The sequence below is a fragment of the Streptomyces clavuligerus genome (assembly GCF_005519465.1).
Classification (GTDB): Bacteria; Actinomycetota; Actinomycetes; order Streptomycetales; family Streptomycetaceae; genus Streptomyces; species Streptomyces clavuligerus.
The window spans coordinates 5,708,666-5,734,618 of record NZ_CP027858.1; the positions used below are offsets into that span (position 1 = coordinate 5,708,666).

Genomic DNA, 25,953 nt, shown 5'->3' on the forward strand with positions numbered 1-25,953 from the left:
CGGACCGGGGCGCCGCCCGCGCTGCCCGTCAGCGCGGCCGGACCACCGGGGCGGCGGTGCCCAGCGCCGCCCGCACGGCGTCCTCCACGGCCGCGACACCCGCCTCCAGCGTGGGATGCCCCTCCGACAGCACCGCGACGGGACGTCCCCCCGCCGCCCGGCCCACGGAGTGGACGACCCACAGCCCGGTGGCGCTCATCGGCATCCAGCCGTTCTTCAGCGCCCAGCCCGCCCCGGCCGCCGAGACGCCCCAGCTCTGCCCGGGGTCGATCTCCGTCATCAGGGACGCCAGCGGGGCCAGCTCGGGACGGCCGCCGCCGAGGACCGCCGTCATCAGGGCGAGCTGATCCCGCGCGGTGGTCCGGGTCAGGCCCCAGGCCCGGTGGGCCCGGGTGGCGGTGAGACCGAGCCGGGCATGCCAGGCGTCCAGGCCCTCCGGCCCGCCGATGGCGGCGTACAGCTCGCTCGCCGCCTCGTTGTCGCTGTGCACGATCATCAGCCGGGCCCGCTCCCGCTCCCGCGCGTCCAGCGGGCGGCCCTGCTGGAGCCGCGCCGCCAGCAGGGAGACCTTGACGATGCTGGCGCAGGGGTAGGCGCGGTCCGCGTCGCCGTACGACCGCTCGGACAGGGCCACCGAGACAGAGGCAGTCATGAGGGGGAGGTTAGGACACCGGCCCGGACGGCTGAAGACCCGTGGCCGGACCCCCAGGCGTCCGGCCCCGGGCGCGGGAGCGCCGCGGACGCGGACTACGCTCGACCCGTGGCGCTCAAGAACATCCCCGACCCCGGCTTCTCCGACGACGACGGAACCGCCGACCCCCGGCTCACGGCGGCCCTCGCCGCCTGGGCCCAGGACCGCACCGCCGAGCGGCCGGTGCTCGAAGCCCTCCAGGGGGCCCGTCTGCTGGTCCCCGTCGTCGCCCTCCTCGGCGAGGTCGAGGTGGACGGGAACGGGCTGCGGCGCGAGAAGACCAGCGAGATGGCCGTCCCCACGCTGACCGCGGGCGACCGGCGGGCCCTGCCCGCGTTCACCTCGACCGCGTCGCTCGCCCGCTGGGACCCGGCGGCCCGCCCCGTCGCCGTCCCGCTGCACCAGGCGCTCCAGGCGGTGGCCCACGAGAAGGCCGACACCCTCGTCCTGGACCTGGCAGGACCGGTGCCGTACCAGCTCACCGGGCCCGCGCTGCTCGCCCTCGCGGAAGGCCGCACCAGCGCCGACCCGCTGGAGGACCCGGCGGTCGCCGAGGCCGTGCGCGCGGTGGTGGCGGCCGAGCCCGCCGTCGCCCGCGCCCATCTGGGGCCGGGCAGTGCCGACGGCATCGTCGCGCTGGTGCTCACCCCGGACACGGCGCCGGGCTCCCAGCACGCCGTGGCCCGCCGGGTCGCCGAGGCGCTGGCGGGCCACGACGTGCTGAGGGCCCGCCTGGTGCGGGGCCTCGACCTGGCACTCCTGCCGGCCGGTGCCACCCCTCCGGGCGAGCCCTTGTTCGTTCGCGAGTAGCGGCCCCGCAGGGCCGTGCGGCCGTCCGCACGGCCCGCTGCCGACGGGTCAGCCGTAGACCGGCCCGGTGTACTTCTCACCCGGCCCCTGGCCCGGCTCGTCCGGCACCAGCGACGCCTCGCGGAAGGCGAGCTGGAGCGACTTCAGCCCGTCCCGCAGCGGTGCCGCGTGGAACGAGCTGACCTCGGTGGTGCTGGCGTCGAGCAGCCCGGCCAGGGCGTGCACCAGCTTGCGGGCCTCGTCGAGGTCCTTGTGCTCGTCGCCCTCCTCGGTCAGGCCGAGCTTGACGGCGGCGGCGCTCATCAGGTTCACCGCGACCGTGACGATCACTTCGACGGCCGGGACCTCGGCGATGTCGCGGGCCAGGGCGGTGAAATCCGGGGCGTCGGCGGCCGGGCCGGCCCCGGTGGGTGCTGCGGTCGGGGTGGTGTCACTCATGCGGCCCACGATAGGCCGCCGCCCCCGGCCTCCGCCGTCCGGGTCGTCCGCATCCGGGACACGACCGCCGGTTGGTCCCTTCCGGACGGAGCTGCTAACCTTGTGTGACGACCGGCTGGACGCGACTGTGTCCGGCCCACAAGTGGAGGCTCCGATTCTCCCACCTTGCCGCCCTCGGGGCGGCGGGTCACCGGTCACGCGGCACCCATCGTTCCGTACGGACGATGGAGCCGCTGATACGCGCCCCGCGGTTGCCGCGGCGGTGCTCCGGTAGCAATGGAGCAGCCGCCTGTGTCCCGTCCGGGGCATTTTTCGTGTTCCGGCGCGGTTGGTCTTACCAAACAGACGTTGCGCGGTTGTCTGCCAGTCAGCCGCGCAGTGCTACCGAGGAGGATCCATCAGCGCCGAGCCCCGCATCAACGACCGGATTCGCGTTCCGGAAGTGCGGCTTGTCGGTCCCAGCGGCGAGCAGGTCGGAATCGTCCCGCTCGCCAAGGCACTGGAGCTGGCACAGGAGTACGACCTCGACCTGGTCGAGGTCGCGGCGAACGCCCGGCCGCCCGTGTGCAAGCTCATGGACTACGGGAAGTTCAAGTACGAGTCGGCCATGAAGGCCCGTGAGGCGCGCAAGAACCAGGCGCACACGGTCATCAAGGAGATGAAGCTCCGGCCGAAGATCGACCCGCACGACTACGACACCAAGAAGGGTCATGTCGTCCGGTTCCTCAAGCAGGGTGACAAGGTCAAGATCACGATCATGTTCCGTGGTCGTGAGCAGTCCCGCCCCGAGCTTGGCTTCCGTCTGCTCCAGCGTCTCGCTTCCGATGTCGAGGACCTCGGATTCATCGAGTCGAACCCGAAGCAGGACGGCCGGAACATGATCATGGTTCTTGGCCCGCACAAGAAGAAGACCGAGGCCATGGCCGAGGCGCGTGAGGCCCAGGCCGCACGCAAGGCCGATCGCGACGCGAAGGCCGGCCAGCAGGCCGCCGCCGCGCCCGAGGAGCCGTCCGAGGGGTGACCCCGAGGGGCCGCCTCCCCGGGCGCCCCGGGTCCCGCCCGGATCAGACATCAAGCATCTGACGCTCCCCGCTCTCCGGTGCCCCGGTACCGGGGGAGAGCGCCACTGACGAGGAGATAACGGCGCGATGCCGAAGAACAAGACGCACAGCGGTTCCAAGAAGCGCTTCAAGATCACCGGCTCCGGCAAGGTGCTCCGTGAGCGCGCCGGCAAGCGCCACCTGCTGGAGCACAAGCCGTCCACGCTGACGCGTCGCCTCACGGGCAACGCTGAGATGGCTCCGGGCGACGCCAAGAAGATCAAGAAGCTTCTCGGCAAGTGACGCACCGGTGTCCCGCCCTCCGCTGACGGGGGCGACGGGGCACGCAGGAGACGTCGAGACCGGGACCTATTCGAATTCGGGTCGGGTGATCAGAGCATGAGCACCGACCCCGCTACAAGGAGTTAATCAAGTGGCACGCGTCAAGCGGGCAGTCAACGCCCACAAGAAGCGCCGGGCGATCCTGGAGCAGGCCAGCGGCTACCGCGGTCAGCGTTCGCGCCTGTACCGCAAGGCCAAGGAGCAGGTCACCCACTCGCTGGTCTACAACTACAACGACCGCAAGAAGCGCAAGGGCGACTTCCGTCAGCTGTGGATCCAGCGGATCAACGCCGCGGCCCGCCTGAACGGCATGACCTACAACCGCCTGATCCAGGGTCTGAAGGCCGCCAACGTCGAGGTGGACCGCAAGATCCTGGCGGAGCTGGCCGTCAACGACGCCAACGCGTTCGCCGCGCTGGTCGAGGTCGCGCAGAAGGCCCTGCCGGCCGACGTCAACGCGCCGAAGGCCGCCGCCTGAGCCTCGCGCCGAGGTGTGTGCTTTCCGGACCCGCAGGCTTCGGCCTGCGGGTCCGGTGCTGTCTGCGGCACACCGCCCCGTACCCGCGGTGCCCGTCCGGGTGACCCCGTACGGACGGGCCCCCGCGCCGACGCACCGCACCGACGAACCGTGCCGACGAAAGTGAGTCCATGGCCGCCCCCGAGTTGATCTCCCCGCGCTCCCCCCGGGTCGCCGCCGCCCGACGGCTGGCGAAGCGGAACTTCCGCGGCAAGGACCGGCTGTTCCTCGCCGAGGGGCCGCAGGCCGTGCGCGAGGCGGCCGGCCACCGCTCCGGCGGTGAACCCACGCTGACCGAGCTGTTCGCGACGGTCGAGGCCGCCGAGCGGTACGCGGACATCGTCGGCGCAGCCCGGGCCGCCGGGGCCCGGGTGCACCTCGCGGGCGAGGACGTGATCACGGACATCTCCACCACGGTCACCCCGCAGGGCCTCGTCGGCGTCTGCCGCTTCCTGGACTCCCCGTTCGACGCCGTCGTCCGCTCCCGTCCCACGCTCGTCGCGGTGCTCGCGAACGTCCGCGACCCCGGGAACGCCGGGACCGTGCTGCGCTGCGCCGACGCCGCCGGAGCCGACGCCGTGGTCCTCACCGACGCCTCCGTCGACCTCTACAACCCCAAGGCCGTCCGCGCCTCCGTCGGCTCCCACTTCCATCTGCCGGTGGCCGTCGGCGTGCCCGTCGAGCGGGCCGTCCAGGGGCTGCGGGAGGCCGGGGTGCGCATCCTCGCCGCCGACGGCGCGGGCGAGCACGACCTCGACGCCGAGCTGGACGCGGGCACCATGGGCGGCCCCACCGCGTGGATCTTCGGCAATGAGGCATGGGGGCTGCCCGAGGAGACCCGGGCCCTCGCCGACGCGGTCGTCCGCGTCCCCATCCACGGCCGGGCGGAGAGTCTGAACCTGGCGACCGCCGCGGCCGTTTGTCTGTATGCCTCGGCGCGCGCCCAGCGCACGGGGGGCGCGCGCTGAAGCGGAGGGCAGGGGCCAGGGGCTCGCGGTGACCGCGGGGCCCACCGCGGCGGGACTACCCGCTCGGGGGCTCCGCACCGTCACATCCAGCTAGTAGGGTGCGGGCTCGGGGGCCCACTGAACGTCGGCCGAGAGGTGGGGACAAGGGGATGAGTGTCGGGACGAGCAGGCCCGCGGAGACACCTGCCGCGTTGCTGAGCCCCATCGGTGAGCCCGGCCCCGCGCCAGGCCCCGGGGTCTCTCCCGCCGCCCCGCCCCCCGGCGTCCCCGACGGGGCGGTGACCGCGTCCGCCGCGGGCCCCCGGGCCGTCTGCGGCGGCTCCCGTGACCGCACCGGGGTCGATCTCGGCCTCGGCCCGGGGCTCGACCCCGACGACCTCCCCGACGGCCTGGTCGTCGTCGACGAGGGGGGCCGGGTGATCTGCTTCAACGCCGCCGCGGCCCGGATCGCCGCCGTACGGGCGGGGGACGTCATCGGCCGCCCCCTGGAGAAGGCCCTGCCGCTGGAGGACCTGAAGGGCCGCCGCTGGTGGGCGCTGACCGACCCGTACGGGGGGCTCGCCACCCGGGTGGGCCAGCCCGAGCGCAATCTGCTGCTGCCCGGCGGGCGCGAGGTCCTCGTCTCCGCGCGGTATGTGCGGGAACGGCCCACCGGACCGGTGCGGCGGCTGGTGGTCACCCTGCGGGGCACCGAGGCCCGGCGCCGCACCGAACGCAGCCACGCCGAGCTGATCGCCACCGTCGCCCATGAGCTGCGCTCCCCGCTGACCTCGGTGAAGGGCTTCACGGCCACCCTGCTCGCCAAGTGGGAGCGGTTCACCGACGACCAGAAGCGGCTGATGCTGGAGACCGTCGACGCCGACGCCAGCCGGGTCACCCGGCTGATCGCCGAGCTGCTCGACATCTCCCGGATCGACTCCGGCCGGCTGGAGGTGCGCCGCCAGCCCGTGGACATCGCGGCGGCCGTGGGCCGCCATGTCCAGGCCCATATGGCGAGCGGCCAGGGCTCGGACCGTTTCTTCGTCCGGGTCCGCCGGGGGCTGCCCGCCCTGTGGGCCGACCCCGACAAGATCGACCAGGTGCTCGGCAACCTCCTGGAAAACGCCGTGCGCCACGGCGCCGGAACCGTCACCATCGAGGTGGCACCGGTCGCCGCGACCGGTGGGGAGAGCGGCGCGGAGAGAGGGACGGCGGTCACCGTGAGCGACGAGGGCCCCGGTATCCCGGAGGAGTCCATGAGCCGGGTCTTCACCCGTTTCTGGCGGGGCAGCAAGCGCGGCGGCACCGGTCTCGGCCTCTACATCGTCAAGGGCATCGTCGAGGCGCACGGCGGCACGATCACCGTCGGGCGCGGGCCCGGCGGCGGCGCGGAGTTCCGATTCACCCTGCCCGTGGGCGTCCCGGCCGCTCTGGCCTGAGCCCCGCGGGCTTCCCCGCGGCGGGGCCCGTAGCCCCGCCGCCGCCGGGCCGGGGCGCCTCGCCGGACCCTCGCAACGGGCGGTCGCCGGGCCACGGGCCCCCGCCCGCCCTTTAGACTCGGCCTTTGGCACCTGTGTCGCGTCCCGGACGCCGGGCGGCGCGGTCAGGCCCGGGGGTGTCCCCCGGTAAAGGCAGCATCCAGCGCAGCACCAGCCAATCGGAAACACGGGAAGAGATGTCGGCACCCAACAAGTCGTACGACCCGGTCGAGGTCGAGGCACTGAAACCAGAAGAGATCGAGCGCATGCGGGACGAGGCGCTCGCCGCCTTCGCCGCCGCGGGCGACCTCGAAGCCCTCGCCCACGCGAAGGTCGCGCACACCGGCGGGACCTCGCCGCTCGCGCTCGCCAACCGTGAGATCGGCGCCCTGCCGCCGCAGGCGAAGGCCGAGGCCGGCAAGCGCGTGGGCATGGCCCGGGGCGCGGTGAGCAAGGCGCTCGCCGCCCGCCAGACCGAGCTGGAGGCCGAGCGCGACGCCCGGGTGCTGGTCGAGGAGGCGGTCGATGTCACGCTGCCCCACGACCGGGTGCCCGCCGGTGCCCGCCACCCGCTCACCACGCTCTCCGAGCGCATCGAGGACATCTTCGTGGCCATGGGCTACGAGGTCGCCGAAGGCCCGCAGATCGAGGCCGAGTGGTTCAACTTCGACGCGCTGAACATCGGCCCCGACCACCCCGCCCGGGGCGAGCACGACACCTTCTTCGTCGCCGCCCCCGACGGCTCCGCCGACTCGGGCCAGGTGCTGCGGACCCACACCTCCCCGGTGCAGATCCGCTCGCTGCTCGACCGCGAGCCCCCCGTCTACGTCGTCTGCCCGGGCCGGGTGTACCGCACCGACGAGCTGGACGCCACCCACACGCCCGTCTTCCACCAGGTCGAGCTGCTCGCCGTGGACGAGGGGCTGACCATGGCCGACCTCAAGGGCACGCTCGACCACATGGTGCAGTCGCTCTTCGGCGAGGGCATGCGGACCCGGCTGCGGCCGAACTTCTTCCCGTTCACCGAGCCGTCCGCCGAGATGGACATGGTCTGCTACGTCTGCCGCGGCGAGTCCGTCGGCAACCCGGACCGGCCCTGCCGCACCTGCTCCAGCGAGGGCTGGATCGAGCTGGGCGGCTGCGGCATGGTCAACCCCAAGGTGCTGGTCGCCTGTGGGGTCGACCCCCAGAAGTACAGCGGATTCGCCTTCGGGTTCGGCATCGAGCGGATGCTGATGTTCCGCCACAACGTCGAGGACATGCGAGACATGGTCGAGGGTGACATCCGGTTCACCCGGCCGTTCGGGATGGAGATCTGATGCGGGTCCCGCTTTCCTGGCTGCGGGAGTACGTCGACCTGCCGGTGTCGGAGACCGGCCGTGACGTACAGGCCAAACTCATCGCGGCCGGCCTGGAGGTCGAGGCCGTCGAACGGCTCGGCGCCGGGCTCACCGGCCCGCTCGTCGTCGGCAGGGTCCTCACCATCGAGGAGCTGACCGACTTCAAGAAGCCCATCCGCTTCTGCACCGTCGACGTCGGCCCGGCCAACGGAACCGGCGCGCCGCAGGAGATCATCTGCGGTGCCCGCAACTTCGCCGTCGGCGACAAGGTCGTCGTGGCCCTCCCCGGCGCCGTGCTGCCCGGCGAGTTCCGGATCGCCGAGCGCAAGACGTACGGCCGGATGTCCCGCGGCATGATCTGCTCCGGCGACGAGCTGGGCATGGGCGACGACGGCAGCCACGGCATCATCGTCCTGCCGCCCGAGTACGAGGTCGGCATCGACGCCGCCGAGCTGCTGGAGCTGTACGACGAGGTCCTGGACATCGCCGTCACCCCCGACCGCGGCTACTGCCTGTCGCTGCGCGGCGTCGCCCGGGAGACCGCCATCGCCTACGGCCTGCCGCTGCGCGACCCGGCCCTGCTCGACGTGCCGGGACCCAACGGCCTCGGCCACCCCGTCCAGGTCGCCGACCCCATCGGCTGCGACCGCTTCACCGCGCGGACCGTCACCGGGCTCGACCCGGAGGCGCACTCCCCGATCTGGCTGCGCCGCCGCCTCCAGAAGGCGGGCATGCGCCCGGTCTCGCTCGCCGTCGACGTCACCAACTACGTGATGCTGGAGCTGGGCCAGCCGCTGCACGCCTACGACCGCGGCAGCGTCCAGGGCGCGATCGGCGTCCGCCGGGCCGAGCCCGGTGAGAAGCTGACCACCCTCGACGGAGTGGCCCGCGTCCTCGACGCGGCCGACCTCGTCATCACCGACGACCGCGGCCCCATCGGCCTCGCGGGCGTCATGGGCGGAGCCAACACCGAGATCGCCGACGCCGTCGCCGACCCGGAGACCGGCCAGGTCCGCGGCACCACCGACGTGGTCGTCGAGTCCGCGCACTTCGACCCGGTCGCCATCGCCCGCACCGCCCGCCGCCACAAGCTCTCCTCCGAGGCGTCCAAGCGCTTCGAGCGGGGCGTGGACCCGCTGGCCGGCGCCGCCGCCGCGCAGCGCACCGTCGATCTGCTGGTCCTGCTCGCGGGCGGCACCGCCGAACCCGGGGTCACCCAGGTCAGCTCGCCGTCCGCGCCGCGCACCATCACCATGGCCGCCGACCACCCGGACCGCGTCGCCGGTGTCGCCTACGGCCGGGAGACCGTCGTCCGCCGCCTCCAGGAGGTCGGCTGCGACGTCTACGGGCAGGACGAGCTGATCGTCACGGTCCCGTCCTGGCGCCCCGACCTCGGCGCCCCGAACGACCTCGCCGAGGAGGTGCTGCGGCTGGAGGGGTACGAGAACCTGCCCGCCACGCTGCCGAGGCCCCCGGCGGGCCGCGGGCTCACCGAGCGGCAGCGCACCCACCGCAGGATCGGCCGGGCGCTGGCCGGGGCCGGATATGTGGAGACCCCGAACTACCCGTTCATCAGCGAGCAGGTCCTCGACCAGCTCGACCTGGCCGCCGACGACCCGGACCGCCGGGTGGTCCGGCTGGTCAACCCGCTCTCCGACGAGGAGCCCGCGCTGCGCACCACGCTGCTGCCGGGCCTGCTCGGGGCGCTGCGCCGCAATGTCGGCCGCGGCGGTCACGACCTCGCTCTCTTCGAGACCGGGCTGGTCTTCCACCCGCTGGCCGAGCCGCGCACTGCGGCCGTCCTCCCGGTGGACCGCAGGCCCACCGACGAGGAGATCGCCGGGCTGAACGCCGCGCTGCCCGAGCAGCCGCGCCACGCCGCCGTCGTCCTGACCGGCGAGCGCGAGCGCTCCGGCTGGTGGGGCAAGGGCCGCCCGGCCGACTGGGCGGACGCCGTCGAGGCGGCCCGCACGGTCGCCCGCGAGACGGGCGCGCCGCTCCTCGCGGAGCAGGCCCAGTACGGCCCCTGGCACCCCGGCCGCTGTGCCGCCCTCGTCACCTTCGTGGACGGGGAGAAGCGCACCGCGGGCCACGCCGGTGAGCTGCACCCCCGGGTGATCAAGGCGCTGGGGCTGCCCGCCCGCACCTGCGCCATGGAGGTCGATCTCGATCTGCTGGAGCGGGCCGCCGAGGGCACCCTCGAAGCGCCCCGGATCTCCACCTTCCCGGTGGCGACCCAGGACGTGGCGCTCGTGGTGGACCAGGCGGTCCCGGCCGCGTTCGTCGAGCACCAGCTCACGCTGGGCGCGGGTGAACTCCTGGAGTCCATCCGGCTGTTCGACATCTACACCGGCGACCAGGTCGGACCGGGCAAGAAGTCGCTGGCGTACGCGCTGCGCTTCCGCGCCGCCGACCGGACGCTGACCGTGGAGGAGGCGACGGCCGCCCGGGAGGCGGCGGTGGCCCAGGCCGCCGCGACCGCCGGGGCGGTGCTGCGCGGAGCCTGATCCTCCGGCCGTCGTGAAGGGGAGCACCCGAGGAACCGGGTGCTCCCCTTCCGCGTGGAGACCGCCCTCGCACAGAGGGCCGAGGTGGGGGAAGACACCTGACGGCGGTCCTCCGCGCGCCCAGGGCGTGGGTCGGACGGCTGGTCACGCCACGGAGGACCGCCGAGTGGCCGGCGCCGTCCGTCCCGCCGCGGGGTGCCGGGCAGATCGACGGGACGGACGGCGCGAAGACGACCACCGCACTGTGACGAGGGGGAGCCCGGTGGTCCGGCCGCCTCTGTGAGAGGGCACTTCAGTCAACACGCGGGCCCCGGCCCCCGGGCAGCGCGTACGGGACCCCGATGGGGGCATTTCCTTCACACCCCGTGTGAAATCACGGTCCACTACCCTGGGCGCACCGAGCCTGCGGAGGGCCCCATGCAGCCCAACACCTTGCTGGACGCCTTGCTCGACGAAGCCGGTTTCTCCCGCGCGGGCCTCGCCACGCGGGTCAACCGGGCGGGCCTCGCCCGGGGCCTGCCGCTGCGGTACGAGCACACCGCCGTGGCCCGCTGGCTCAAGGGCCAGCGCCCACGCGGCCAGGTGCCCGACCTCATATGCGAGGTGCTGGCCGAACGGCTGGGCCGCCCCGTCGCGCTCGGGGACATCGGCCTCGGCGCCCCCGGCGAGCAGGCCGACCGCCCCGGCACCCCGCTCTCCGGTTTCGTCGAACGGGCCGCCGCGCTGTGGCGCTCGGACGAGCAGCAGCGCAGCCATGTCATCGAGGCCCCCGCCGTCACCGGCACCCCCGCGGTCATGCCCGTCTGGGAGTGGGAGAACCCGCCCGAGGACGCCGATGTCTCCCGCGCGGGCCGGACCAGGGTCTCCCTCGCGGACATCACCCTGCTGCGGACGGCCAGGGCCCACTACGAGCTGATGTACCGAAGATGCGGCGGGATCGCGACGCGCACCCGGATCGTCGGATTCCTCAACACCGAGACCGCGCCGCTGCTGCGCGGCTCGTACAACGACGCCCTGGGGCGTCAGCTCCACCGGGCCGCGGGCGGGCTGGTCGCGATGGCCGGGATCTGCGCCTATGACTCGGACGCGCACGGGCTCGCGCAGCGCTACTTCCATCAGGCGCTCCGGCTGGCGAAGGCGAGCGGCGACCGCGGGCTCGGGGCCTATGTGATCGCCCTGCTGGTCAACCAGTCCCTGTTCATGGCCGAGTACCGGCAGGCGGTGGCGTTCGCCGAGGCGGCGCTGCGGGCGGCGGGGACCACCATCACCCCCGCGCTCGCCTGCGATCTGTACGCGATGCAGGCCAAGGCGTACGCCCATCTCGGCGACGGCGGGGCGGCACTGCGCTGCATCCGGCGCGCGGAGCGGGAGGCGGAGCGGATCCACCCGGGGCGGGAGCCGGACGAGACCGGCTATGTCCAGCCGGGTCTGGTGAACGTCCAGGTCGCCGAGGCGCTGCTGAGTCTGGGGGAGCTGCCCGCCGCGCACGAGCACGCCGCCGCCGCGGTGGGCTCGCCCGCGCACGACCGGGGGAGGGTGCACCGGCTCGCCATGCTCTGCCAGATCGAGCTGCGGCGGGGCGACGCGGAGCGCGCGGCGCGGACCGCCGCCGCGATGGCCGAGCAGGTCCGGGGGATGGAGTCGCAGCGGCTGCGGGACCGGCTGCGGGCGGTGCGGGAGCATCTGGTGGCCAGTGGCGCGCCTCCGGCGCGGGCCGCCGCCGAGCTGATCGACGGGGCGCTGCGGGTCCCGCTGTGAGCCCGTGTGCCGGGGGCGGCGGTCCGGTCGGCCCCGCGGCGGGCGCGCCGGTCCGGCAGGGGCGGGTCCCGGCCGCGCGTTGCCCGGGCGGCGCCTTTCCGGTGTGCTCGGGCACTGCTGCGATGTTGCCACCTACTGGTCGAAAGGTGGCCTCGAACATGCAGTGGACGAACTTAAACGAACAGACCGTGTATGAAAATCGCTGGTTCCGCGTCAGACTCGCGGATGTGGCGCTCCCCGACGGGCGCCGTCTGGACCACTTCCTGATCCGGCTGCGGCCGGTCGCCGTCGCGACGGCGGTCAACGCGTCCAACGAGGTGCTGCTGCTGTGGCGGCACCGCTTCATCACCGGGAGCTGGGGCTGGGAGCTGGCCGCGGGGGTCGTCGAGGAGGGCGAGGAGATCGTGGCCGCGGCGGCGCGGGAGATGGAGGAGGAGACCGGCTGGCGGCCGGGTCCGCTCCGGCATCTGATGACCGTCGAGCCGTCGAACGGCCTCATGGACGCCCGGCACCATCTCTACTGGTCCGACAGCGCCACCTACACCGGACCGCCCGAGGACGGCTTCGAGTCCTCCCGGCGGGAGTGGATTCCGCTGAAGCTGGTCCCCGATCTGATCGCCCGGGGCGAGGTCCCGGCCGCCAATATGGCGGCCGGGCTGCTGATGCTGCACGCGCTCCGGCCGGGCTGACCGGCCCCGGGGCGCCCGGTGCCCCGTCCACGCCGGTCCTCGGGGGTGCCGGTCCTTCGGGGGCGGTGGGCTCAGGGGCGGTGGGCTCAGCCGTACGCGTAGAAGCCCGAGCCCGTCTTGCGGCCGAGGCGTCCCGCGTCCACCATCCGCTGGAGCAGCGGAGGGGCGGCGTACAGCGGCTCCTTGAACTCGGTGTACATCGAGTCCGCCACCGAGGCCACCGTGTCCAGGCCGATCAGATCGGCGAGCTTGAGCGGGCCCATGGGGTGGGCGCAGCCCAGCTCCATGCCGTTGTCGATGTCCTCACGGCTCGCGAGACCGGATTCGAACATCCGGACCGCCGCGAGCAGATACGGGATGAGCAGCGCGTTCACCACGAAGCCCGAGCGGTCCTGGGCACGGATGGCGTGCTTGCCGAGCACCTGCTCGACGACGGCCTCCGCGCGCTTGACGGTCTCCTCGGAGGTGGTGAGCGCGGGGATCAGCTCCACCAGCTTCTGCACCGGGGCGGGGTTGAAGAAGTGGATGCCGATGACCTGGTCGGGGCGGGAGGTGGCGACCGCCAGCCGTACCAGCGGGATGGAGGAGGTGTTGGACGCGAGGATCGCGTCCTGCCGGGTCACCACCTGGTCGAGCACCTGGAAGATCTCGGTCTTGACCTGCTCGTTCTCCACGACGGCCTCGATGACGAGATCCCGGTCGGCGAACTCCCCGAGATCGGTGGTGAAGCTCAGCCGCGCCAGGGCGGCATCCCGTTCCGCTTCCGTGATCTTGCCGCGTTCGGCCGCCTTCTCCAGGGAGTTGTACAGCCGGGTCCGGCCGATCTCCAGGGCCTCGCCCGTGGTCTCCGCGACCTTCACCTCCAGACCGCTGCGGGCGCACACCTCCGCGATGCCCGCGCCCATCTGGCCACAGCCCACCACTCCGACGCGTGCAATGTCGGCCATTGAGTCCGTCACCTCGTGCCTTTCGCTGATCCAGTGCCGCAGGTCCGGCGGAGCGGCTCCGTACGGTTCCGGAGCCGCTCGATCCTTTGACGTTACTCCGGCCGGTCCGGTGCACGGCGCCCCGGGGCGGGCATGCTGATCAGAAGGACCGGCAGCGATATCGGGAGCGGGTGGCACATGGCCGACATAGGGAGAAGGGCCTTCACGGCGACGGCGGCGGGCGCGTTCGCCTCGGTCGCCGTCACCGGGGACGCGTCCGCCGCGGCCGAGTGGCCCCGGGGCGGCGGCAGGAGGGCCTGCCGGGAGTTCCGGGGGATGTGGCTGGCGACGGTCACCAACCGCGACTGGCCCTCACGGTCCGGGCTCACCGCCGCACAGCAGCGCACGGAGCTGATCGCCCACCTCGACACCGCCGTCGCCCGCAGGCTCAACGCGGTGGTGCTCCAGGTGCGGCCGACGGCGGACGCGCTGTGGCCCTCGCCGCACGAGCCCTGGTCGCAGTACCTGACCGGCACGCAGGGCCGGGACCCCGGCTGGGACCCGCTCGGCACGGCCGTCCGGGAGGCGCACGCGCGCGGCCTCGAACTGCACGCCTGGTTCAACCCCTACCGGGTCGCCACCCACGCCGATCCGTCCCGGCTGGTCGCGAGCCATCCGGCGCGGGTCCACCCCGACTGGACCGTGGCCTACGGCGGCAAGCTGTACTACAACCCCGGTCTGCCGGAGGTCCGCGCCTTCGTCCAGGACGCGATGATCGACGCCGTGCGCCGGTACGCCGTCGACGCCGTCCACTTCGACGACTACTTCTATCCGTACCCGGTCGCGGGGGAGACCTTCGACGACGCCGCCGCGTTCGCCCGGTACGGCGGCGGCTTCCCGGACCGGGCCGCCTGGCGGCGGGACAACATCGACCGGCTGGTCCAGGAGATGGGCGCGCGGATCAAGCAGACCCGGCCGGGGGCCGCCTTCGGCATCAGCCCGTTCGCGGTCTGGCGGAACAAGGCCACCGACTCCCGGGGCTCCGACACCCGGGCCGGGGTGCAGACGTACGACGACCTCCACGCGGACACCCGCAAGTGGGTCCAGGAGGGGTGGATCGACCAGATCGTCCCGCAGGTGTACTGGAACATCGGGTTCGCCGCTGCGGACTACGCCAAGCTGCTGCCCTGGTGGAGCGAGCTGGTCCGGGGCACCGGGGTGGATCTGTTCATCGGCGAGGCGCTGTACAAGGCGGGCGACCCCGCGCAGCCCGCCGCCTGGCAGGACCCGGCGGAGCTGTCCCGGCATCTGACGCTGGCGGGGCGCCACCCCGAGGTGAGGGGGCACTGCTACTTCTCCGCCAAGGAGGTCGGCGCCGACCGGATCGGCGCGATGGCGCGGGTGGTGGCCGACCACTATCCGAGCAGGGTCGACCCGCCGCGCTGACACCCGTGCGCACGCCGTGCCCCGGCCGGGAACGCCCGTGCCGGGGCACACCCGTCCGGTGGAACGCCGTCCGCCGGGGGCGGTTCAGGCGGGCTCGTGCGGGGCTCAGGCGGGTTCGTGCGGCCTGACCACGCAGTCCGGGCCGGGGGACATCACCGTCTCGTGCCCGTCCTCGAAACGGACGCGGTAGGGGGGCGAGCCCTCGGGGCCCAGGACCTCGACGACCTCGGCGATCCGGTCGTGCTGGCCCACGGTCCTGCCGTGCACCAGCAACTTGTCGCCCACGCTCGCTTCCATCAGGAGAGACCTCCTCGACAACGGGTCCGTGACCTGTCCGTGAATCCACGACCTGTCCGTGAAGTCGAGTCTACGGCCGGGGGCCGGGGCCGCACCTGCAACGCGGGGCGAGCCCGCCCCGAGCCGTGGCGGGTGCGGCCCCGCGCCGGGTGGCGCGGATACTCGTTCGACCGGGGCGGACGCGTCCGTTCCGGGGCTGTCGGCGCGGCGGTCGGCTCCCGGGCCGTTCCGGCGCCCGCGCCGGTGGCTCCCGGGCCGGTCAGCTCCGGGCCCGCTGGGTGACCGCGATGCAGACGAGGACGCCCACGGCCGCCAGGGGCGCGGCGGGGGAGAGCCGCTCGCCGAGCAGGGCCACCGACCAGACGAGGGTGAGCAGCGGCTGGGCCAGTTGGAGCTGGCTGGCCCGCGCGATCCCGATCACGGCCATGCCCCGGTACCAGACGTACAGACCGGCGAACTGCGAGGCGGCGGCGACCCACACCAGACCGGCCAGGCCCTTCAGACCCGGCTCGAAGGGCTCCAGGCTCAGCGCCACCACCGACCCGGCCACCCCCAGCGGCAGGCAGAGGACCAGCGCCCAGCCGATCACCTGCCAGCCCGGCAGATACGCGGCGAGCCGCCCGCCCTCGGTGTAGCCCGCCGCGCAGGCGAGCAGCGCGCCGAAGAGATAGAGATCGCCGCTCTGGAGCGCGCCGCCGCTCTCCGCCACCGTGAACGTGATCACCACGGCCGCACCGGCGAGCGCGGCGCCCCAGAAGGCGCGGGAGGGGCGGCGGCCGGTGCGGAGGGCGGCGAAGGCGGCGGTGGTGAGCGGCAGCAGGCCCACCACCACGGCGGCGTGGGAGGTGGTGGAGGTGGTCAGGGCCAGCGTCGTCAGCAGCGGGTAGCCGATCACGACGCCCGCGGCGACCACGGCGAGCGGGCCCCAGTGGCGGCGCTCGGGCAGCGGGACGCGGAGCGCCAGCAGAAAGCCGCCCGCGATGAGTGCGGCGAGCACGCTCCGCAGCGCCACCAGCGACCAGGGGCCGAAGGAGCCGAGGCCCCAGGCCGTCGCGGGGAAGGTGAGCGAGAACGCGACCACGCCGAGTCCGGCGAGCAGGGTGCCGCCGACCGTGCCGCCGGGGCCGCCCGCCGGGGCGGTGGGGGCACCACCCGTCCGCTGCGGAGTGACCGCTATCGAGCGATCGTGAGTAGCGCTATTCTGTGCTGTCATGCACGAGCGTACCAGCGTCGCTGAACTGGCCACATCTCTGAGGAGAGAGCTGAGCCGCTACTCTCCGGGTGAGAAACTGCCATCGAGTCGGGCGCTGGTGGAGCGCCACCGGGTCTCCCCGGTGACCGTCTCCCGGGCGCTCGCCCAGCTCACCGCCGAAGGGCTCGTCGTCACCCGGCCCGGCGCCGGGGCCTATCGCGCCCGGCCCCGGAGCGACGCCCCCGCCGCCGGGGACACCTCCTGGCAGGAGATCGCCCTCTCCGCCGAGTCCTCGGCCGACCAGGTGCCCCGCTCCGTCGACGCCTCCGGGGTGCTCGTCACCCTCGCGGCGCCGCCGCCCGGCGTCATCGAGTTCAACGGCGGCTATCTGCCCGCCGTGCTCCAGCCCGAGCAGGCGCTCGCCGCCGCGCTCGCCCGCGCCGGACGCCGCCCCGGGGCCTGGGGACGGCCGCCCACGGAGGGCCTGCCCGAGCTGCGCGACTGGTTCGCCCGGGGCCTCGGCGGGCCGGTCGGGGCGGCCGACGTCCTCGTCACCTCGGGCGGACAGTCCGCGCTCACCTGCGCCCTGCGGGCCCTCGCCCCGCCCGGCGCGCCCGTCCTCGTCGAGTCGCCCACCTACCCCGGCATGCTCGCGATCGCCCGCGCCGCCGGACTGCGGCCGGTGCCGGTCCCGCTGGACGCCGACGGGGTGCGCCCCGACCTCCTCGCCGACGCCTTCCGGGCCACCGGCGCCCGGGTCTTCGTCTGCCAGCCGCTGTTCCACAACCCGACCGGGACGGTGCTCGCGGCGGACCGCCGCCCCGAGGTGCTGCGCATCGCCCGCGCCGCCGGTGCCTTCGTGGTCGAGGACGACTTCGCCCGGCGGCTCGCCCACGAGGACGCGGGGCCGCTGCCGGTGCCGCTCGCCGCCGAGGACCCGGACGGCGTCGTCGTCCATGTCAGCTCGCTGACGAAGGCCACCTCGCCCAGCCTGCGGGTGGGGATGCTGGCCGCGCGCGGCCCCGTGCTGGAACGGCTCCGGGCGATCCATGTCGTGGACAACTTCTTCGTCCCCCGGCCGCTCCAGGAAGCCGCCCTGGAACTGGTCGGGGCACCCGCCTGGACCCGCCATCTGCGGGCCGTGGCCGCCGAACTGCGGGTCCGCCGGGACACGATGGCCGCCGCGCTGCGGCTGCGGCTGCCCGGCTTCGCCCTGCCGCACATCCCCGCCGGCGGCTACCACCTCTGGCTCCGCCTCCCCGACGGAACGGACGAGGCCCCCCTGGTCGCCGCCGCCCTCCGCGCCGGAGTCGCCCCGGCCCCCGGCCGCCCCTACTTCTGCGCCGAGCCCCCGGCGGGCCATCTGCGGCTCAGCTTCGCCGGGGTGACGGACCTCGCGGAGATCACGGAGGGGGTGCGCAGACTCCGTACCGCCGCCGACGGGTAGCCGGGGCGGCCCGGTTAGGAGGTGCCGTTCCCCTGGCACTGTCCGCCGTCCGGCCGGCCGGGCATCTCCCGTTCGCCACGGCATCGCACGGGGTGAGAAGGCGGCCCCCGCGGCCGGGGCGCGCCTCCTCGCTGCGCCGGGCCCGCGGGGGACAGGGCCGGGGGTCCTTCCGGAGGGGAGCGCCGTACCGGGCGGTGCCGGCCCGGCCGGGCCGGGGGCTCCCGGCCACCGCCGGGGCGGCCCCGCTGAGGTCAGCCGTCACCGGGGCCGGGCCGCCCGGCCCTGGCCGCCGCCCTCGCCCAGCTCGCCGGCGCGACGGCCTCCGTCGTCCTCGCCGCGACCCTGATCGCTCTCGCCCTGCCGTGCGCGCTCACCCTCCCCCGGGAACCCCCACCGCCCGGGGCGCCGTCCGGCGAGGACCCGCAGCACCCGCCGCGCGGGACGGACGCCCTCCGCGCCGTCGCGGGAGAACTGGCGGCCGGGGCCCGGGCCGTCGTACGGACACGGGCGCTCGCCCGGGTCACCGCGGTGAGCTGTGTGGCGTGCACGGCCGAGGGGATGCTGATCGCCTGTCTGCCGCCGCTGGGGGAGCGGCTGCTCGGCGGGCCCGCGCGGGGGGTGCTGCTGTCCGCCGGGGCCGGAGCGGTGGCACTGGCGGCGCAGACGCTGCTCGCCCGCCGGGGCGGCCCGGCGCGCCCGGACACGGTGGTCGCGGCCGGTTCCGCCGTGCTCGCGGCCGGATACGCGCTCACCGCGTCGGCCGCCGCCGGGCCCGGTACCGCCGTCGCGCCCCTGGTGCTCGCCCTCGCGGCCGTCCTCATCGGTCTCGGGGAGGGCCCCCAGCTCACCGCCGTGTTCGCGGTCCGCCACCGGGAGGCGCCCGCCCGGTGGCGCGGCCAGGTCTTCACCACCGGCGCCGGCCTCGAACTCACCGGCTTCGCCCTCGGCGCGGCGGCGGCCGGACCGCTGGCGCAGTGGTCGCTGCCGGGAGCGCTGCTGCCGGCGGCGGCGGTCCAGCTCACGGCGGCGTGCCTCGGCCCGCTGCTCCGGCTGCCCGGCCCCGGCGCGTCCCGTCCGTCCGGCGGCGGGGAGCCGCCCCGGGAGGGCGGAGCGGGGCACGGAAACGCGGCAGCCGGGCGCCGGGCCCCCGGGAGCCGGGGTGTCCGGGACGAGGAGGGCCCTTTCGGAGCTGCCCCCCGGACGAGATATCTTGATGTCGAGCAATGTTGCAGACGTGGAGCGGAGCACCCGGTGACTGACTCGACCATCATCTATACGCACACCGACGAGGCCCCTGCCCTGGCCACGCACTCGTTCCTGCCGGTGGTCGAGGCATACGCCTCGACGGCCGGGGTCCGGGTGGAGAGCCGGGACATCTCCCTCGCGGGCCGGATCATCGCGAGCTTCCCCGAGCGTCTGGAGGAGGGCCAGCGCATCGCCGACGCCCTCGCCGAGCTGGGCGAGCTGGCCAAGACCCCCGGCGCCAACATCATCAAGCTGCCGAACATCTCGGCGTCCATCCCGCAGCTCAAGGCGGCCGTCGCCGAGCTCCAGTCGCAGGGCTACGCGCTGCCGGACTACCCGGACGACCCGAAGACCGACGAGGAGCGCGACATCCGCGCCCGTTACGACAAGGTCAAGGGCAGCGCCGTGAACCCGGTGCTGCGCGAGGGCAACTCCGACCGCCGCGCCCCCGCGTCGGTCAAGAACTACGCCAAGACCCACCCGCACCGCATGGGCGCGTGGACGGCCGACTCGAAGACCAACGTGGCCACCATGGGCGCGGACGACTTCCGTTCCACCGAGAAGTCCGTGGTCGTCGCCGAGGCGGGCACCCTCCGGATCGAGCTGGTCGGGACCGACGGCAGCACCACCGTGCTGCGCGAGTCGGTACCGGTCCTCGCCGGTGAGGTCGTGGACGCCTCCGTGCTGCACGTCGCCTCGCTGCGCACCTTCCTCGCGGACCAGGTCGCCCGGGCCAAGGCCGAGGGCGTGCTGTTCTCCGTCCACCTCAAGGCCACCATGATGAAGGTCTCCGACCCGATCGTCTTCGGCCATGTGGTGCGCGCCTTCTTCCCGAAGACCTTCGCCGAGCACGGCGAGGCGCTGGCCGCCGCCGGTCTGAGCCCGAACGACGGCCTCGGCGGCATCCTCAAGGGCCTGGACGCGCTCGCCGACGGCGCCGCGATCAAGGCGTCCTTCGAGGCCGAGCTGGCCGACGGCCCGGCCCTCGCCATGGTCGACTCCGACCGCGGCATCACCAACCTGCACGTCCCGAGCGATGTCATCGTGGACGCCTCCATGCCGGCCATGATCCGCACCTCGGGCCACATGTGGGGCCCGGACGGCCAGGAGGCCGACACCCTCGCCGTGATCCCGGACAGCAGCTACGCCGGGGTCTACCAGGCCGTCATCGAGGACTGCCGCGCCCACGGCGCCTACGACCCGGCCACGATGGGCTCCGTGCCCAACGTCGGTCTGATGGCGCAGAAGGCCGAGGAGTACGGCAGCCACGACAAGACCTTCGAGATCGCCACCGCCGGTACCGTGCGCGTCGTCGACGCCGAGGGCACCGTGCTGCTGGAGCAGGAGGTCGCCGAGGGCGACATCTTCCGCGCCTGCCAGACCAAGGACGCCCCGATCAAGGACTGGGTGAAGCTGGCCGTCAGCCGCGCCCGCGCCACCGGCGACCCGGCGGTGTTCTGGCTGGACGAGGGCCGCGCCCACGACGCCCGGCTGATCGAGAAGGTCGAGCGGTACCTGCCGGAGTTCGACAGCGAGGGCCTGGACATCACGATCCTCTCCCCGGTCGAGGCCACCAAGCTGTCCGTCGAGCGCATCCGCCGCGGCGAGAACACCATCTCCGTCACCGGCAACGTCCTGCGCGACTACCTGACCGACCTGTTCCCGATCCTGGAGCTGGGCACCAGCGCCAAGATGCTGTCGGTCGTCCCGCTGATGAACGGCGGCGGCCTGTTCGAGACCGGCGCGGGCGGCTCCGCGCCCAAGCACGTCCAGCAGCTCGTCAAGGAGAACTACCTGCGCTGGGACAGCCTCGGTGAGTTCCTGGCGCTCGCGGTCAGCTTCGAGCACCTCGCCCAGACCACGGGCAACGCCCGCGCCCAGGTGCTGGCCGACACCCTCGACCGCGCCACGGCGACCTTCCTCAACGAGGACAAGTCGCCGAGCCGCCGCCTCGGTGGCATCGACAACCGCGGCAGCCACTTCTACCTCGCGCTCTACTGGGCGCAGGAGCTGGCGCGGCAGACGGACGACGCCCAGCTCGCCCACTCCTTCTCCGAGCTGGCCGCCACGCTGGCCGAGAAGGAGCGGACCATCGTGGACGAGCTGATCGCGGTCCAGGGGCAGCCGGTGGACATCGGCGGCTACTTCCAGCCGGACGTCACCAAGGCGTCCGCCGTGATGCGCCCCTCGGCGACGCTCAACGAGGCCCTGGCGAAGCTCGGCTGACACCCGCCGGGAGCCCTTCGTTCCCCGACGCGCCCCCGCGCCGCCACGGCCGGGGGCGCGTCCCCGTCTCCCGGTACGTTCCTGTCTCCCGGTAGGTCCCTGTCTCCCGGTACGTTCCCGTCTCCCGGTACGTCCCCGTCTCCCGGCAGGTCCCGGCGCGTCCGCTCAGCGGCGTGTGCCCCCGCCCACCAGCAGGGCACGTTCCTCGGCGGTCAGCGGCGGCCCGCTCAGCGGGGGCCGCCGGGGCCCCAGCGCCGTCGCCAGCACCACGGACGGAACCATCAGCCGGCTCCGGCTGGCCTGCAAGGAGGTGACGTCGGTGAACTTCCGCGTCACCAGGAAGCTGCCCGCCGCCGTCCGCAGCATCCGGTCCACATAACGGGCCAGCAGCCGGTCCACCGACCCCGGCGGGCCGCCCACCGCCCCCGGGTAGAAGATGTCCTGCCCGGTCGCGAGATCCCAGGCCGCCGAGGCGTGCCGGGCGATGTCGCGCTGGACCCGGCGGGCGAACCGGGGGTCGCCGAGCCCGGTGGTCAGCAACTGCCCGCGCAGGGCCGCCGCCCCCTGCGCCGCGACGGCCATGCCGTGCCCGTACACCGGGTTGAGGGCGGCGACGGCGTCCCCGACCACGACGAACCGCTCCGGCCAGGTCCCCGCCTTCTCGTAGTAGCGGCGGACATTGCGGGTGCTGCGGCTGATCGCCACATCCCCGACCGGTTCGAGCCCGGATATCAGATCCGCGATGATCGGGTGCCGCAGCCCGCGCAGAAAGGGCTCGAACTCCCGGGGGTCCCTGCGGGGTTCACCGCCCCGCGTCCCGGAGGCCGTCACCAGCCACTGGCCGTTCTCGACGGGCAGCAGGCTCGCGCTCCGGCCGGGACGGCCGGTGTGCGCGTCCGCGCTGACACTGACGAGCGGGAAGCGGTCGATGCCCGCCGGGGCGCGGAACAGGCGGCTCGCGTACACCAGACCGGAGTCCACGACCCGCTGGGCCACCGGGCCCGCGCCCAGCCCGGCGAGGAACCACGGGGACCGGGACGCCCGGCCGCTCGCGTCCACCACCAGCTCCGCCTCGATCTTCTCCTCGGCGCCGTCGTCCCGCCGGACGACCACCCCCGTGACCCGCCGGGCACATCCGAGCAGCCCCACGGCCCGGGTGCGCTCCAGCACCGTCACCCCCGCCCCGCCCCTTCCCGCCGCCCCGTCCCCGCCCAGCACCTGCGCGCGGACCACCGCGTCCAGCAGATCCCGGCCGCACGCGATCACGAAGTGGGTGTCGCGCTCCCAGCGCCGCAGCCAGCCCTGGGAGCTGTACGCGAGGACGTCCGTCGGTACGGGTATCCGGCGCGCCCCCGCCGCCAGCCAGCGCTCCGTGGTCCCGGGGAGCAGACTCTCCACCGCCCGGACGCCCCCGCTCCACAGCACATGGACATGCCCCGCCTGCGGCAGCCCCCGCCGGGGCGCGGGCCCCACCGGCAACTCGTCGGGCTCCACCACCAGGATCTCCCCGGCCGTGCCCCGCAGCGCCGCCGCCGCCAGCATCCCCGCCAACCCCCCGCCGATGACGACGGCACGCACACCCACGGCGTGAACGGGAAACGTGATCAGCTCGGTCATAGGACGACACTCCCGGTGTGTACTGGCAGGCCGACGGTGCGACAACCCACGGGCGATGACGGCGGTACGGGCAGTACAGGTGGTGCAGGAGAGGTTGAACGAGTGGTGGGGGAACCGGGTGGAACGGCCGCCCCGGCCGTGCGCCCGCGGTGGTGGACCGGGGTCGCCGGTCACAAACGGAGCCCCGCCCCACGGCGCCGCGACCCCCGGCCGTCCCGGTGCGCCATGGCCCGCAGCGCCCGTGAGATCCGTACGAGGTCGCGGGACTCGTCCCCCGCCCCCTCCTGGAGCGCGCGCGAGGCGGCGATGACCCGGCGGCCCGGATCGGCGCGGAACGCCTCCAGCGCGGTCACCATCATCACGGCGTCGGCCCGTGCCTCCGCCTCCTCGGGCGCGGCGCCCCCGGCCGCCTCCCGGGCCACCGAGTCCGCGCGTGCCCCGAAGTCGAAGTAGGGGTTCAGGGTCAGCAGGGCGTCATGGATGTCCCGCTCCCGCTGGAGCAGCCGGATGCCCGCGCCCGCCAGCGAGGACCGCCCCGGTCCGCCCCCCGCGCCCCCGGCCGCGACCCCCCGCAGCAGCCGCCACAGCGGCCCCAGCCGGCAGAACCGGCACCAGTCCCGCCACAGCCCGTCCAGCCGCTGCACCACCAGCGGCATCCCGATGCCGAACGCGATGAAGAACGACGCCACCGACACCAGCGGGCGCGCCGCGTCCGTGCTGAGCGTGTCCCAGTCGCCGCCCGCCCAGTGCGCCCCGAGCGCGGCGAACTTGGCCACGTCGTAGAGGACGGTGAGCAGATAGCCGTACACCATCAGCAGCAGACCCGCCCGCAGCACCCCGGAGACATCGCGCGACCAGCGCCAGCACAGGAACGTCATCACCAGGGAGGACACCGAGTGGGTCAGCAGATAGAGAACGATCATCTCGCGGATGTACGGCGTGCTCGCGTAGTACGTGTCGAGGTCGCGCAGCCGCTCGACGGGGGCGTCGCCCAGGACGAAGAGCGTCACCAGCGCGACGACGATCAGTCCGTAGACGGCCAGACACAGGCGCGTCGCCCGGCGGATGTCCTCCGGGGTGCCGCCCCGCCAGTTGATGAGCAGGACGACACACGCCCCGCAGAAGGCGGTGAGCAGCGAGTACACCAGCGGGGCCGCGACATTGGGCACACCCGTCAGCCGGTTGACCGCCTCGATCGTGGGGATCGCCCCGAAGAAGAACACGCCCGTCGCCGTCGCCAGCAGGACGACGACGGCGCGCAGCATCGGGTCCCGGGGGTTGCGCAGCAGGGCGGGGAGCCGCAGCAGCAGGGCTGCCGTGCCGAGGGCGGCGGGCACATAGAAGCTGAGGTCCGACATCTCAGCGCCGGGCGGCTCTGCGGCACGGCACAAGGCGGCCCGTGCCCCCCGCCCCGAGGGGGCGCGGCCGTGGTCCGCGTGTGCGATACGTGGTCAGCCGTCCGGACACCGCTCTCTCCCCGCAGCGCTCGCCGCTCCGCCTCCGGTCAACGGACCCGTGGGCCTTTCCCCCTGACGGCCGGTCCGGTTCCGCCCCGTCCCCCGGTCGAACATTAGTACCTGCGGACCCGCTCGTCATCGACACCCTCCGCCGGGCCCGGCGGTCAGTGTCCCCGCTCCGGCCCCGCTCCACCGCCCGTCCGCTTCCCCACGCCGCCGGGGGCTTCCGTACGCCCCCGGACCGGGGGCCGGACCTCGGCGGCCCCCTACCCGTCATACCTGAGAGCTACCTGACGAGTGGGCTCTCCAGCGGGACGAGGACGACGGCGTCCGCTCCCTAGGTTCGTGGTGAACCCGACTCGTCGGGCCGCTTGTTCCACCGGCCCGCGAGTGCCCCGCCGTACGGAAGGACTCCCATGGCGCCCCGCATCCGCCGCCGCCCGCTGCGCGCCCTGCTCACCGCGTTCGTGATCGCGTCGGTCGCGGTGCCCGTGGCCGGTGCGGCCCGTCCCGGAGCGGTGCCCGCCCCCGCTCCGGCGGTGCTCGCGCCCCTCGGGGACGCGGACCCCGCCGCGCTCGGTGAGCGGTACGCCGCCGTCCGCGCGGACATCCGGGCCGCCGAACGGACGGCGGCCGGGCACGGCGACCGGCGGCGGGCGGCGGTCCTGCGGGGGCTCGCCGGGTCCGGGCGGACGTTCCTCTCCTTCGACGGCCGCGACGGTGGGCGGACCGCCGAGGTCATCGGCGATCTGGCGGGCGCGGAACGGGTCGCGGTCCTGGTGCCCGGCGCCGACACCAGCCTCGACACCTACGCGCGGTTCCACGAGGGCGCCGTCGCGCTCCGGCGCGAACTGCCCGCCCGGTCCGTCGTCGTGGCCTGGCTCGGCTACCGGACCCCCGCGACCGTGAGCACCGAGACCCTCACCGCCGACCGCGCCGAGCGGGCCGCGCCCGCGCTGCGCGGCTTCGTCCGCGAGCTGTCCGGGGCGCTGCCGTCCGCCAGGGTCTCCGTGCTGTGCCACTCCTACGGCTCCGTGGTCTGCGCGGAGGCGGCGCCGGGGCTGCCCGCCGCGCATCTGGTGCTGTACGGCAGCCCCGGCACCGGCGCGGACCACCGTGACCGGCTCAGGACCGGGGCCACGGTCTGGGCGGGGCGCGGCACCGGCGACTGGATCGCGGCCGTTCCGCACACCCGGGTGCGGCTGCCGTTCACGACGGTCGGCTTCGGCACCGATCCGGTGTCCGACGCGTTCGGCGCCCAGGTCTTCGACGCGGGTACGGCGGGCCACGCGGACTACTTGCGCCCGCGGTCGCTGTCCCTGACGAACATCGCCCGCATCGTCTCCGACCGGGCCTCGCCCCACCGGGATGCGTAGGCCGCCCACTCCCGCGGGGCGGGGGCGGGCCCACCTCGCGCGGGAGGGCCCGTGGCTCCCCCTTCCCCCCTGGGGCGGGGTGTGCCCCCTGCGCGCGGGAGGGACCTGCGGCGTTCCCCTGCCCCCGGGCGGGACGGTACCCACTTCCCGCACCGGGCGGGCTGGTC

21 protein-coding genes and 1 pseudogene are annotated in these 25,953 nt (G+C 74.3%); 15 read left to right on the top strand and 7 right to left on the bottom strand.

Features of this window, described 5'->3' with window-relative positions:
* Window positions 1-28 precede the first annotated feature (28 nt).
* Complete coding sequence (locus tag CRV15_RS24090; protein WP_003959826.1) at window positions 29-652, bottom strand: serine hydrolase; 624 nt, start codon at window positions 650-652, stop codon at window positions 29-31.
* A 108-nt stretch (window positions 653-760) separates the two neighbouring features.
* On the opposite strand from CRV15_RS24090, the gene CRV15_RS24095 reads away from it, so the two are divergent.
* Window positions 761-1,501: an SseB family protein gene (locus tag CRV15_RS24095; RefSeq protein WP_003959825.1), complete on the top strand. Its 741-nt coding sequence runs from the start codon at window positions 761-763 to the stop codon at window positions 1,499-1,501.
* A 48-nt stretch (window positions 1,502-1,549) separates the two neighbouring features.
* On the opposite strand, the gene CRV15_RS24100 is transcribed toward CRV15_RS24095, so the two are convergent.
* The gene (locus tag CRV15_RS24100) at window positions 1,550-1,939 is read right to left on the bottom strand and encodes a DUF1844 domain-containing protein (RefSeq protein WP_003959824.1); all 390 of its coding nucleotides are present in this window, start codon (window positions 1,937-1,939) and stop codon (window positions 1,550-1,552) included.
* Between the two features lie 328 nt (window positions 1,940-2,267).
* Here CRV15_RS24100 and infC point away from each other — a divergent pair, with 328 nt between their 5' ends.
* The 9 genes from infC (at window position 2,268) to CRV15_RS24145 (ending at window position 12,557) form a co-directional block, all read left to right on the top strand.
* Complete coding sequence (infC, locus tag CRV15_RS24105; protein ID WP_003959823.1) at window positions 2,268-2,960, top strand: translation initiation factor IF-3; 693 nt, start codon at window positions 2,268-2,270, stop codon at window positions 2,958-2,960.
* Window positions 2,961-3,087: 127 nt separating this feature from the next.
* Window positions 3,088-3,282 (top strand): 50S ribosomal protein L35, encoded by a 195-nt coding sequence (gene rpmI / locus CRV15_RS24110; RefSeq protein ID WP_003959822.1) that lies wholly within the window; start codon window positions 3,088-3,090, stop codon window positions 3,280-3,282.
* Window positions 3,283-3,412: 130 nt separating this feature from the next.
* Complete coding sequence (rplT, locus tag CRV15_RS24115; RefSeq protein WP_003959820.1) at window positions 3,413-3,799, top strand: 50S ribosomal protein L20; 387 nt, start codon at window positions 3,413-3,415, stop codon at window positions 3,797-3,799.
* Between the two features lie 170 nt (window positions 3,800-3,969).
* The gene (locus CRV15_RS24120; protein WP_003959819.1) at window positions 3,970-4,806 is read left to right on the top strand and encodes a TrmH family RNA methyltransferase; all 837 of its coding nucleotides are present in this window, start codon (window positions 3,970-3,972) and stop codon (window positions 4,804-4,806) included.
* A 149-nt stretch (window positions 4,807-4,955) separates the two neighbouring features.
* Window positions 4,956-6,224: a sensor histidine kinase gene (locus CRV15_RS24125; RefSeq protein ID WP_003959818.1), complete on the top strand. Its 1,269-nt coding sequence runs from the start codon at window positions 4,956-4,958 to the stop codon at window positions 6,222-6,224.
* 236 nt (window positions 6,225-6,460) lie between these two features.
* Window positions 6,461-7,582, top strand: a complete 1,122-nt coding sequence (gene pheS, locus CRV15_RS24130) for a phenylalanine--tRNA ligase subunit alpha (protein ID WP_003959816.1) — start codon at window positions 6,461-6,463, stop codon at window positions 7,580-7,582.
* Window positions 7,582-10,110: a phenylalanine--tRNA ligase subunit beta gene (gene pheT / locus CRV15_RS24135; protein WP_003959815.1), complete on the top strand. Its 2,529-nt coding sequence runs from the start codon at window positions 7,582-7,584 to the stop codon at window positions 10,108-10,110. Before pheS ends, pheT begins: the two co-directional genes overlap by 1 nt.
* 417 nt (window positions 10,111-10,527) lie before the next feature.
* Window positions 10,528-11,868: an NsdA family TPR-like regulatory protein gene (locus CRV15_RS24140; protein ID WP_009995578.1), complete on the top strand. Its 1,341-nt coding sequence runs from the start codon at window positions 10,528-10,530 to the stop codon at window positions 11,866-11,868.
* Between the two features lie 158 nt (window positions 11,869-12,026).
* The gene (locus CRV15_RS24145; RefSeq protein WP_003959811.1) at window positions 12,027-12,557 is read left to right on the top strand and encodes an NUDIX domain-containing protein; all 531 of its coding nucleotides are present in this window, start codon (window positions 12,027-12,029) and stop codon (window positions 12,555-12,557) included.
* An 86-nt stretch (window positions 12,558-12,643) separates the two neighbouring features.
* Here the strand turns inward: CRV15_RS24145 and CRV15_RS24150 are convergent, their stop codons facing one another.
* On the bottom strand, window positions 12,644-13,504 hold the full coding sequence (locus tag CRV15_RS24150; protein ID WP_009995576.1) for a 3-hydroxybutyryl-CoA dehydrogenase: 861 nt from the start codon (window positions 13,502-13,504) through the stop codon (window positions 12,644-12,646).
* Window positions 13,505-13,681: 177 nt separating this feature from the next.
* Between CRV15_RS24150 and CRV15_RS24155 the strand changes: the two genes are divergently transcribed.
* On the top strand, window positions 13,682-14,929 hold the full coding sequence (locus CRV15_RS24155; RefSeq protein WP_029182854.1) for a glycoside hydrolase family 10-like protein: 1,248 nt from the start codon (window positions 13,682-13,684) through the stop codon (window positions 14,927-14,929).
* Window positions 14,930-15,034: 105 nt separating this feature from the next.
* Here CRV15_RS24155 and CRV15_RS24160 read toward each other — a convergent pair whose 3' ends face one another.
* Window positions 15,035-15,226 carry a DUF1918 domain-containing protein gene (locus CRV15_RS24160; RefSeq protein WP_009995572.1) on the bottom strand — a complete coding sequence of 64 codons (192 nt, stop codon included), beginning with the start codon at window positions 15,224-15,226 and terminating at the stop codon, window positions 15,035-15,037.
* Between the two features lie 259 nt (window positions 15,227-15,485).
* Window positions 15,486-16,439: a DMT family transporter gene (locus tag CRV15_RS24165; RefSeq protein WP_003959806.1), complete on the bottom strand. Its 954-nt coding sequence runs from the start codon at window positions 16,437-16,439 to the stop codon at window positions 15,486-15,488.
* On the opposite strand from CRV15_RS24165, the gene CRV15_RS24170 reads away from it, so the two are divergent.
* The 3 genes and pseudogenes from CRV15_RS24170 to CRV15_RS24175 all read left to right on the top strand — a co-directional run bounded on the left by CRV15_RS24170 (window position 16,438) and on the right by CRV15_RS24175 (window position 21,336).
* Entirely contained in the window at window positions 16,438-17,865 is a 1,428-nt protein-coding gene (locus CRV15_RS24170) for an aminotransferase-like domain-containing protein (RefSeq protein ID WP_003959805.1), read from the top strand. The genes CRV15_RS24165 and CRV15_RS24170 overlap by 2 nt on opposite strands.
* Window positions 17,866-18,147: 282 nt before the next feature.
* Window positions 18,148-18,795: pseudogene (locus tag CRV15_RS37730) on the top strand (MFS transporter); the annotation flags it as partial.
* 321 nt (window positions 18,796-19,116) lie between these two features.
* On the top strand, window positions 19,117-21,336 hold the full coding sequence (locus CRV15_RS24175; RefSeq protein WP_003959802.1) for an NADP-dependent isocitrate dehydrogenase: 2,220 nt from the start codon (window positions 19,117-19,119) through the stop codon (window positions 21,334-21,336).
* A 165-nt stretch (window positions 21,337-21,501) separates the two neighbouring features.
* Here CRV15_RS24175 and CRV15_RS24180 read toward each other — a convergent pair whose 3' ends face one another.
* Together CRV15_RS24180 and CRV15_RS24185 are read right to left on the bottom strand one after the other, a co-directional pair.
* A complete protein-coding gene (locus tag CRV15_RS24180; RefSeq protein WP_003959801.1) occupies window positions 21,502-22,953 on the bottom strand; it encodes an FAD-dependent oxidoreductase in 1,452 nt (483 codons plus the stop codon).
* A gap of 170 nt (window positions 22,954-23,123) precedes the next feature.
* Window positions 23,124-24,311, bottom strand: a complete 1,188-nt coding sequence (locus CRV15_RS24185; RefSeq protein ID WP_003959800.1) for an MAB_1171c family putative transporter — start codon at window positions 24,309-24,311, stop codon at window positions 23,124-23,126.
* Window positions 24,312-24,826: 515 nt separating this feature from the next.
* Between CRV15_RS24185 and CRV15_RS24190 the strand changes: the two genes are divergently transcribed.
* On the top strand, window positions 24,827-25,786 hold the full coding sequence (locus CRV15_RS24190) for an alpha/beta hydrolase (RefSeq protein ID WP_003959798.1): 960 nt from the start codon (window positions 24,827-24,829) through the stop codon (window positions 25,784-25,786).
* Window positions 25,787-25,953 lie beyond the last annotated feature (167 nt).

Bases quoted from the DNA above. Each gene is read 5' to 3' on its own strand.
- CRV15_RS24090 (WP_003959826.1), bottom strand. From the start codon at position 652: ATGACTGCCTCTGTCTCGGTGGCCCTGTCCGAGCGGTCGTACGGCGAC.
- CRV15_RS24100 (WP_003959824.1), bottom strand. From the start codon at position 1,939: ATGAGTGACACCACCCCGACCGCAGCACCCACCGGGGCCGGCCCGGCC.
- rpmI (WP_003959822.1), top strand. From the start codon at position 3,088: ATGCCGAAGAACAAGACGCACAGCGGTTCCAAGAAGCGCTTCAAGATC.
- CRV15_RS24120 (WP_003959819.1), top strand. From the start codon at position 3,970: ATGGCCGCCCCCGAGTTGATCTCCCCGCGCTCCCCCCGGGTCGCCGCC.
- CRV15_RS24125 (WP_003959818.1), top strand. From the start codon at position 4,956: ATGAGTGTCGGGACGAGCAGGCCCGCGGAGACACCTGCCGCGTTGCTG.
- pheS (WP_003959816.1), top strand. From the start codon at position 6,461: ATGTCGGCACCCAACAAGTCGTACGACCCGGTCGAGGTCGAGGCACTG.
- pheT (WP_003959815.1), top strand. From the start codon at position 7,582: ATGCGGGTCCCGCTTTCCTGGCTGCGGGAGTACGTCGACCTGCCGGTG.
- CRV15_RS24140 (WP_009995578.1), top strand. From the start codon at position 10,528: ATGCAGCCCAACACCTTGCTGGACGCCTTGCTCGACGAAGCCGGTTTC.
- CRV15_RS24145 (WP_003959811.1), top strand. From the start codon at position 12,027: ATGCAGTGGACGAACTTAAACGAACAGACCGTGTATGAAAATCGCTGG.
- CRV15_RS24150 (WP_009995576.1), bottom strand. From the start codon at position 13,504: ATGGCCGACATTGCACGCGTCGGAGTGGTGGGCTGTGGCCAGATGGGC.
- CRV15_RS24155 (WP_029182854.1), top strand. From the start codon at position 13,682: ATGGCCGACATAGGGAGAAGGGCCTTCACGGCGACGGCGGCGGGCGCG.
- CRV15_RS24160 (WP_009995572.1), bottom strand. From the start codon at position 15,226: ATGGAAGCGAGCGTGGGCGACAAGTTGCTGGTGCACGGCAGGACCGTG.
- CRV15_RS24170 (WP_003959805.1), top strand. From the start codon at position 16,438: ATGCACGAGCGTACCAGCGTCGCTGAACTGGCCACATCTCTGAGGAGA.
- CRV15_RS24165 (WP_003959806.1), bottom strand. From the start codon at position 16,439: ATGACAGCACAGAATAGCGCTACTCACGATCGCTCGATAGCGGTCACT.
- CRV15_RS24180 (WP_003959801.1), bottom strand. From the start codon at position 22,953: ATGACCGAGCTGATCACGTTTCCCGTTCACGCCGTGGGTGTGCGTGCC.
- CRV15_RS24185 (WP_003959800.1), bottom strand. From the start codon at position 24,311: ATGTCGGACCTCAGCTTCTATGTGCCCGCCGCCCTCGGCACGGCAGCC.
- CRV15_RS24190 (WP_003959798.1), top strand. From the start codon at position 24,827: ATGGCGCCCCGCATCCGCCGCCGCCCGCTGCGCGCCCTGCTCACCGCG.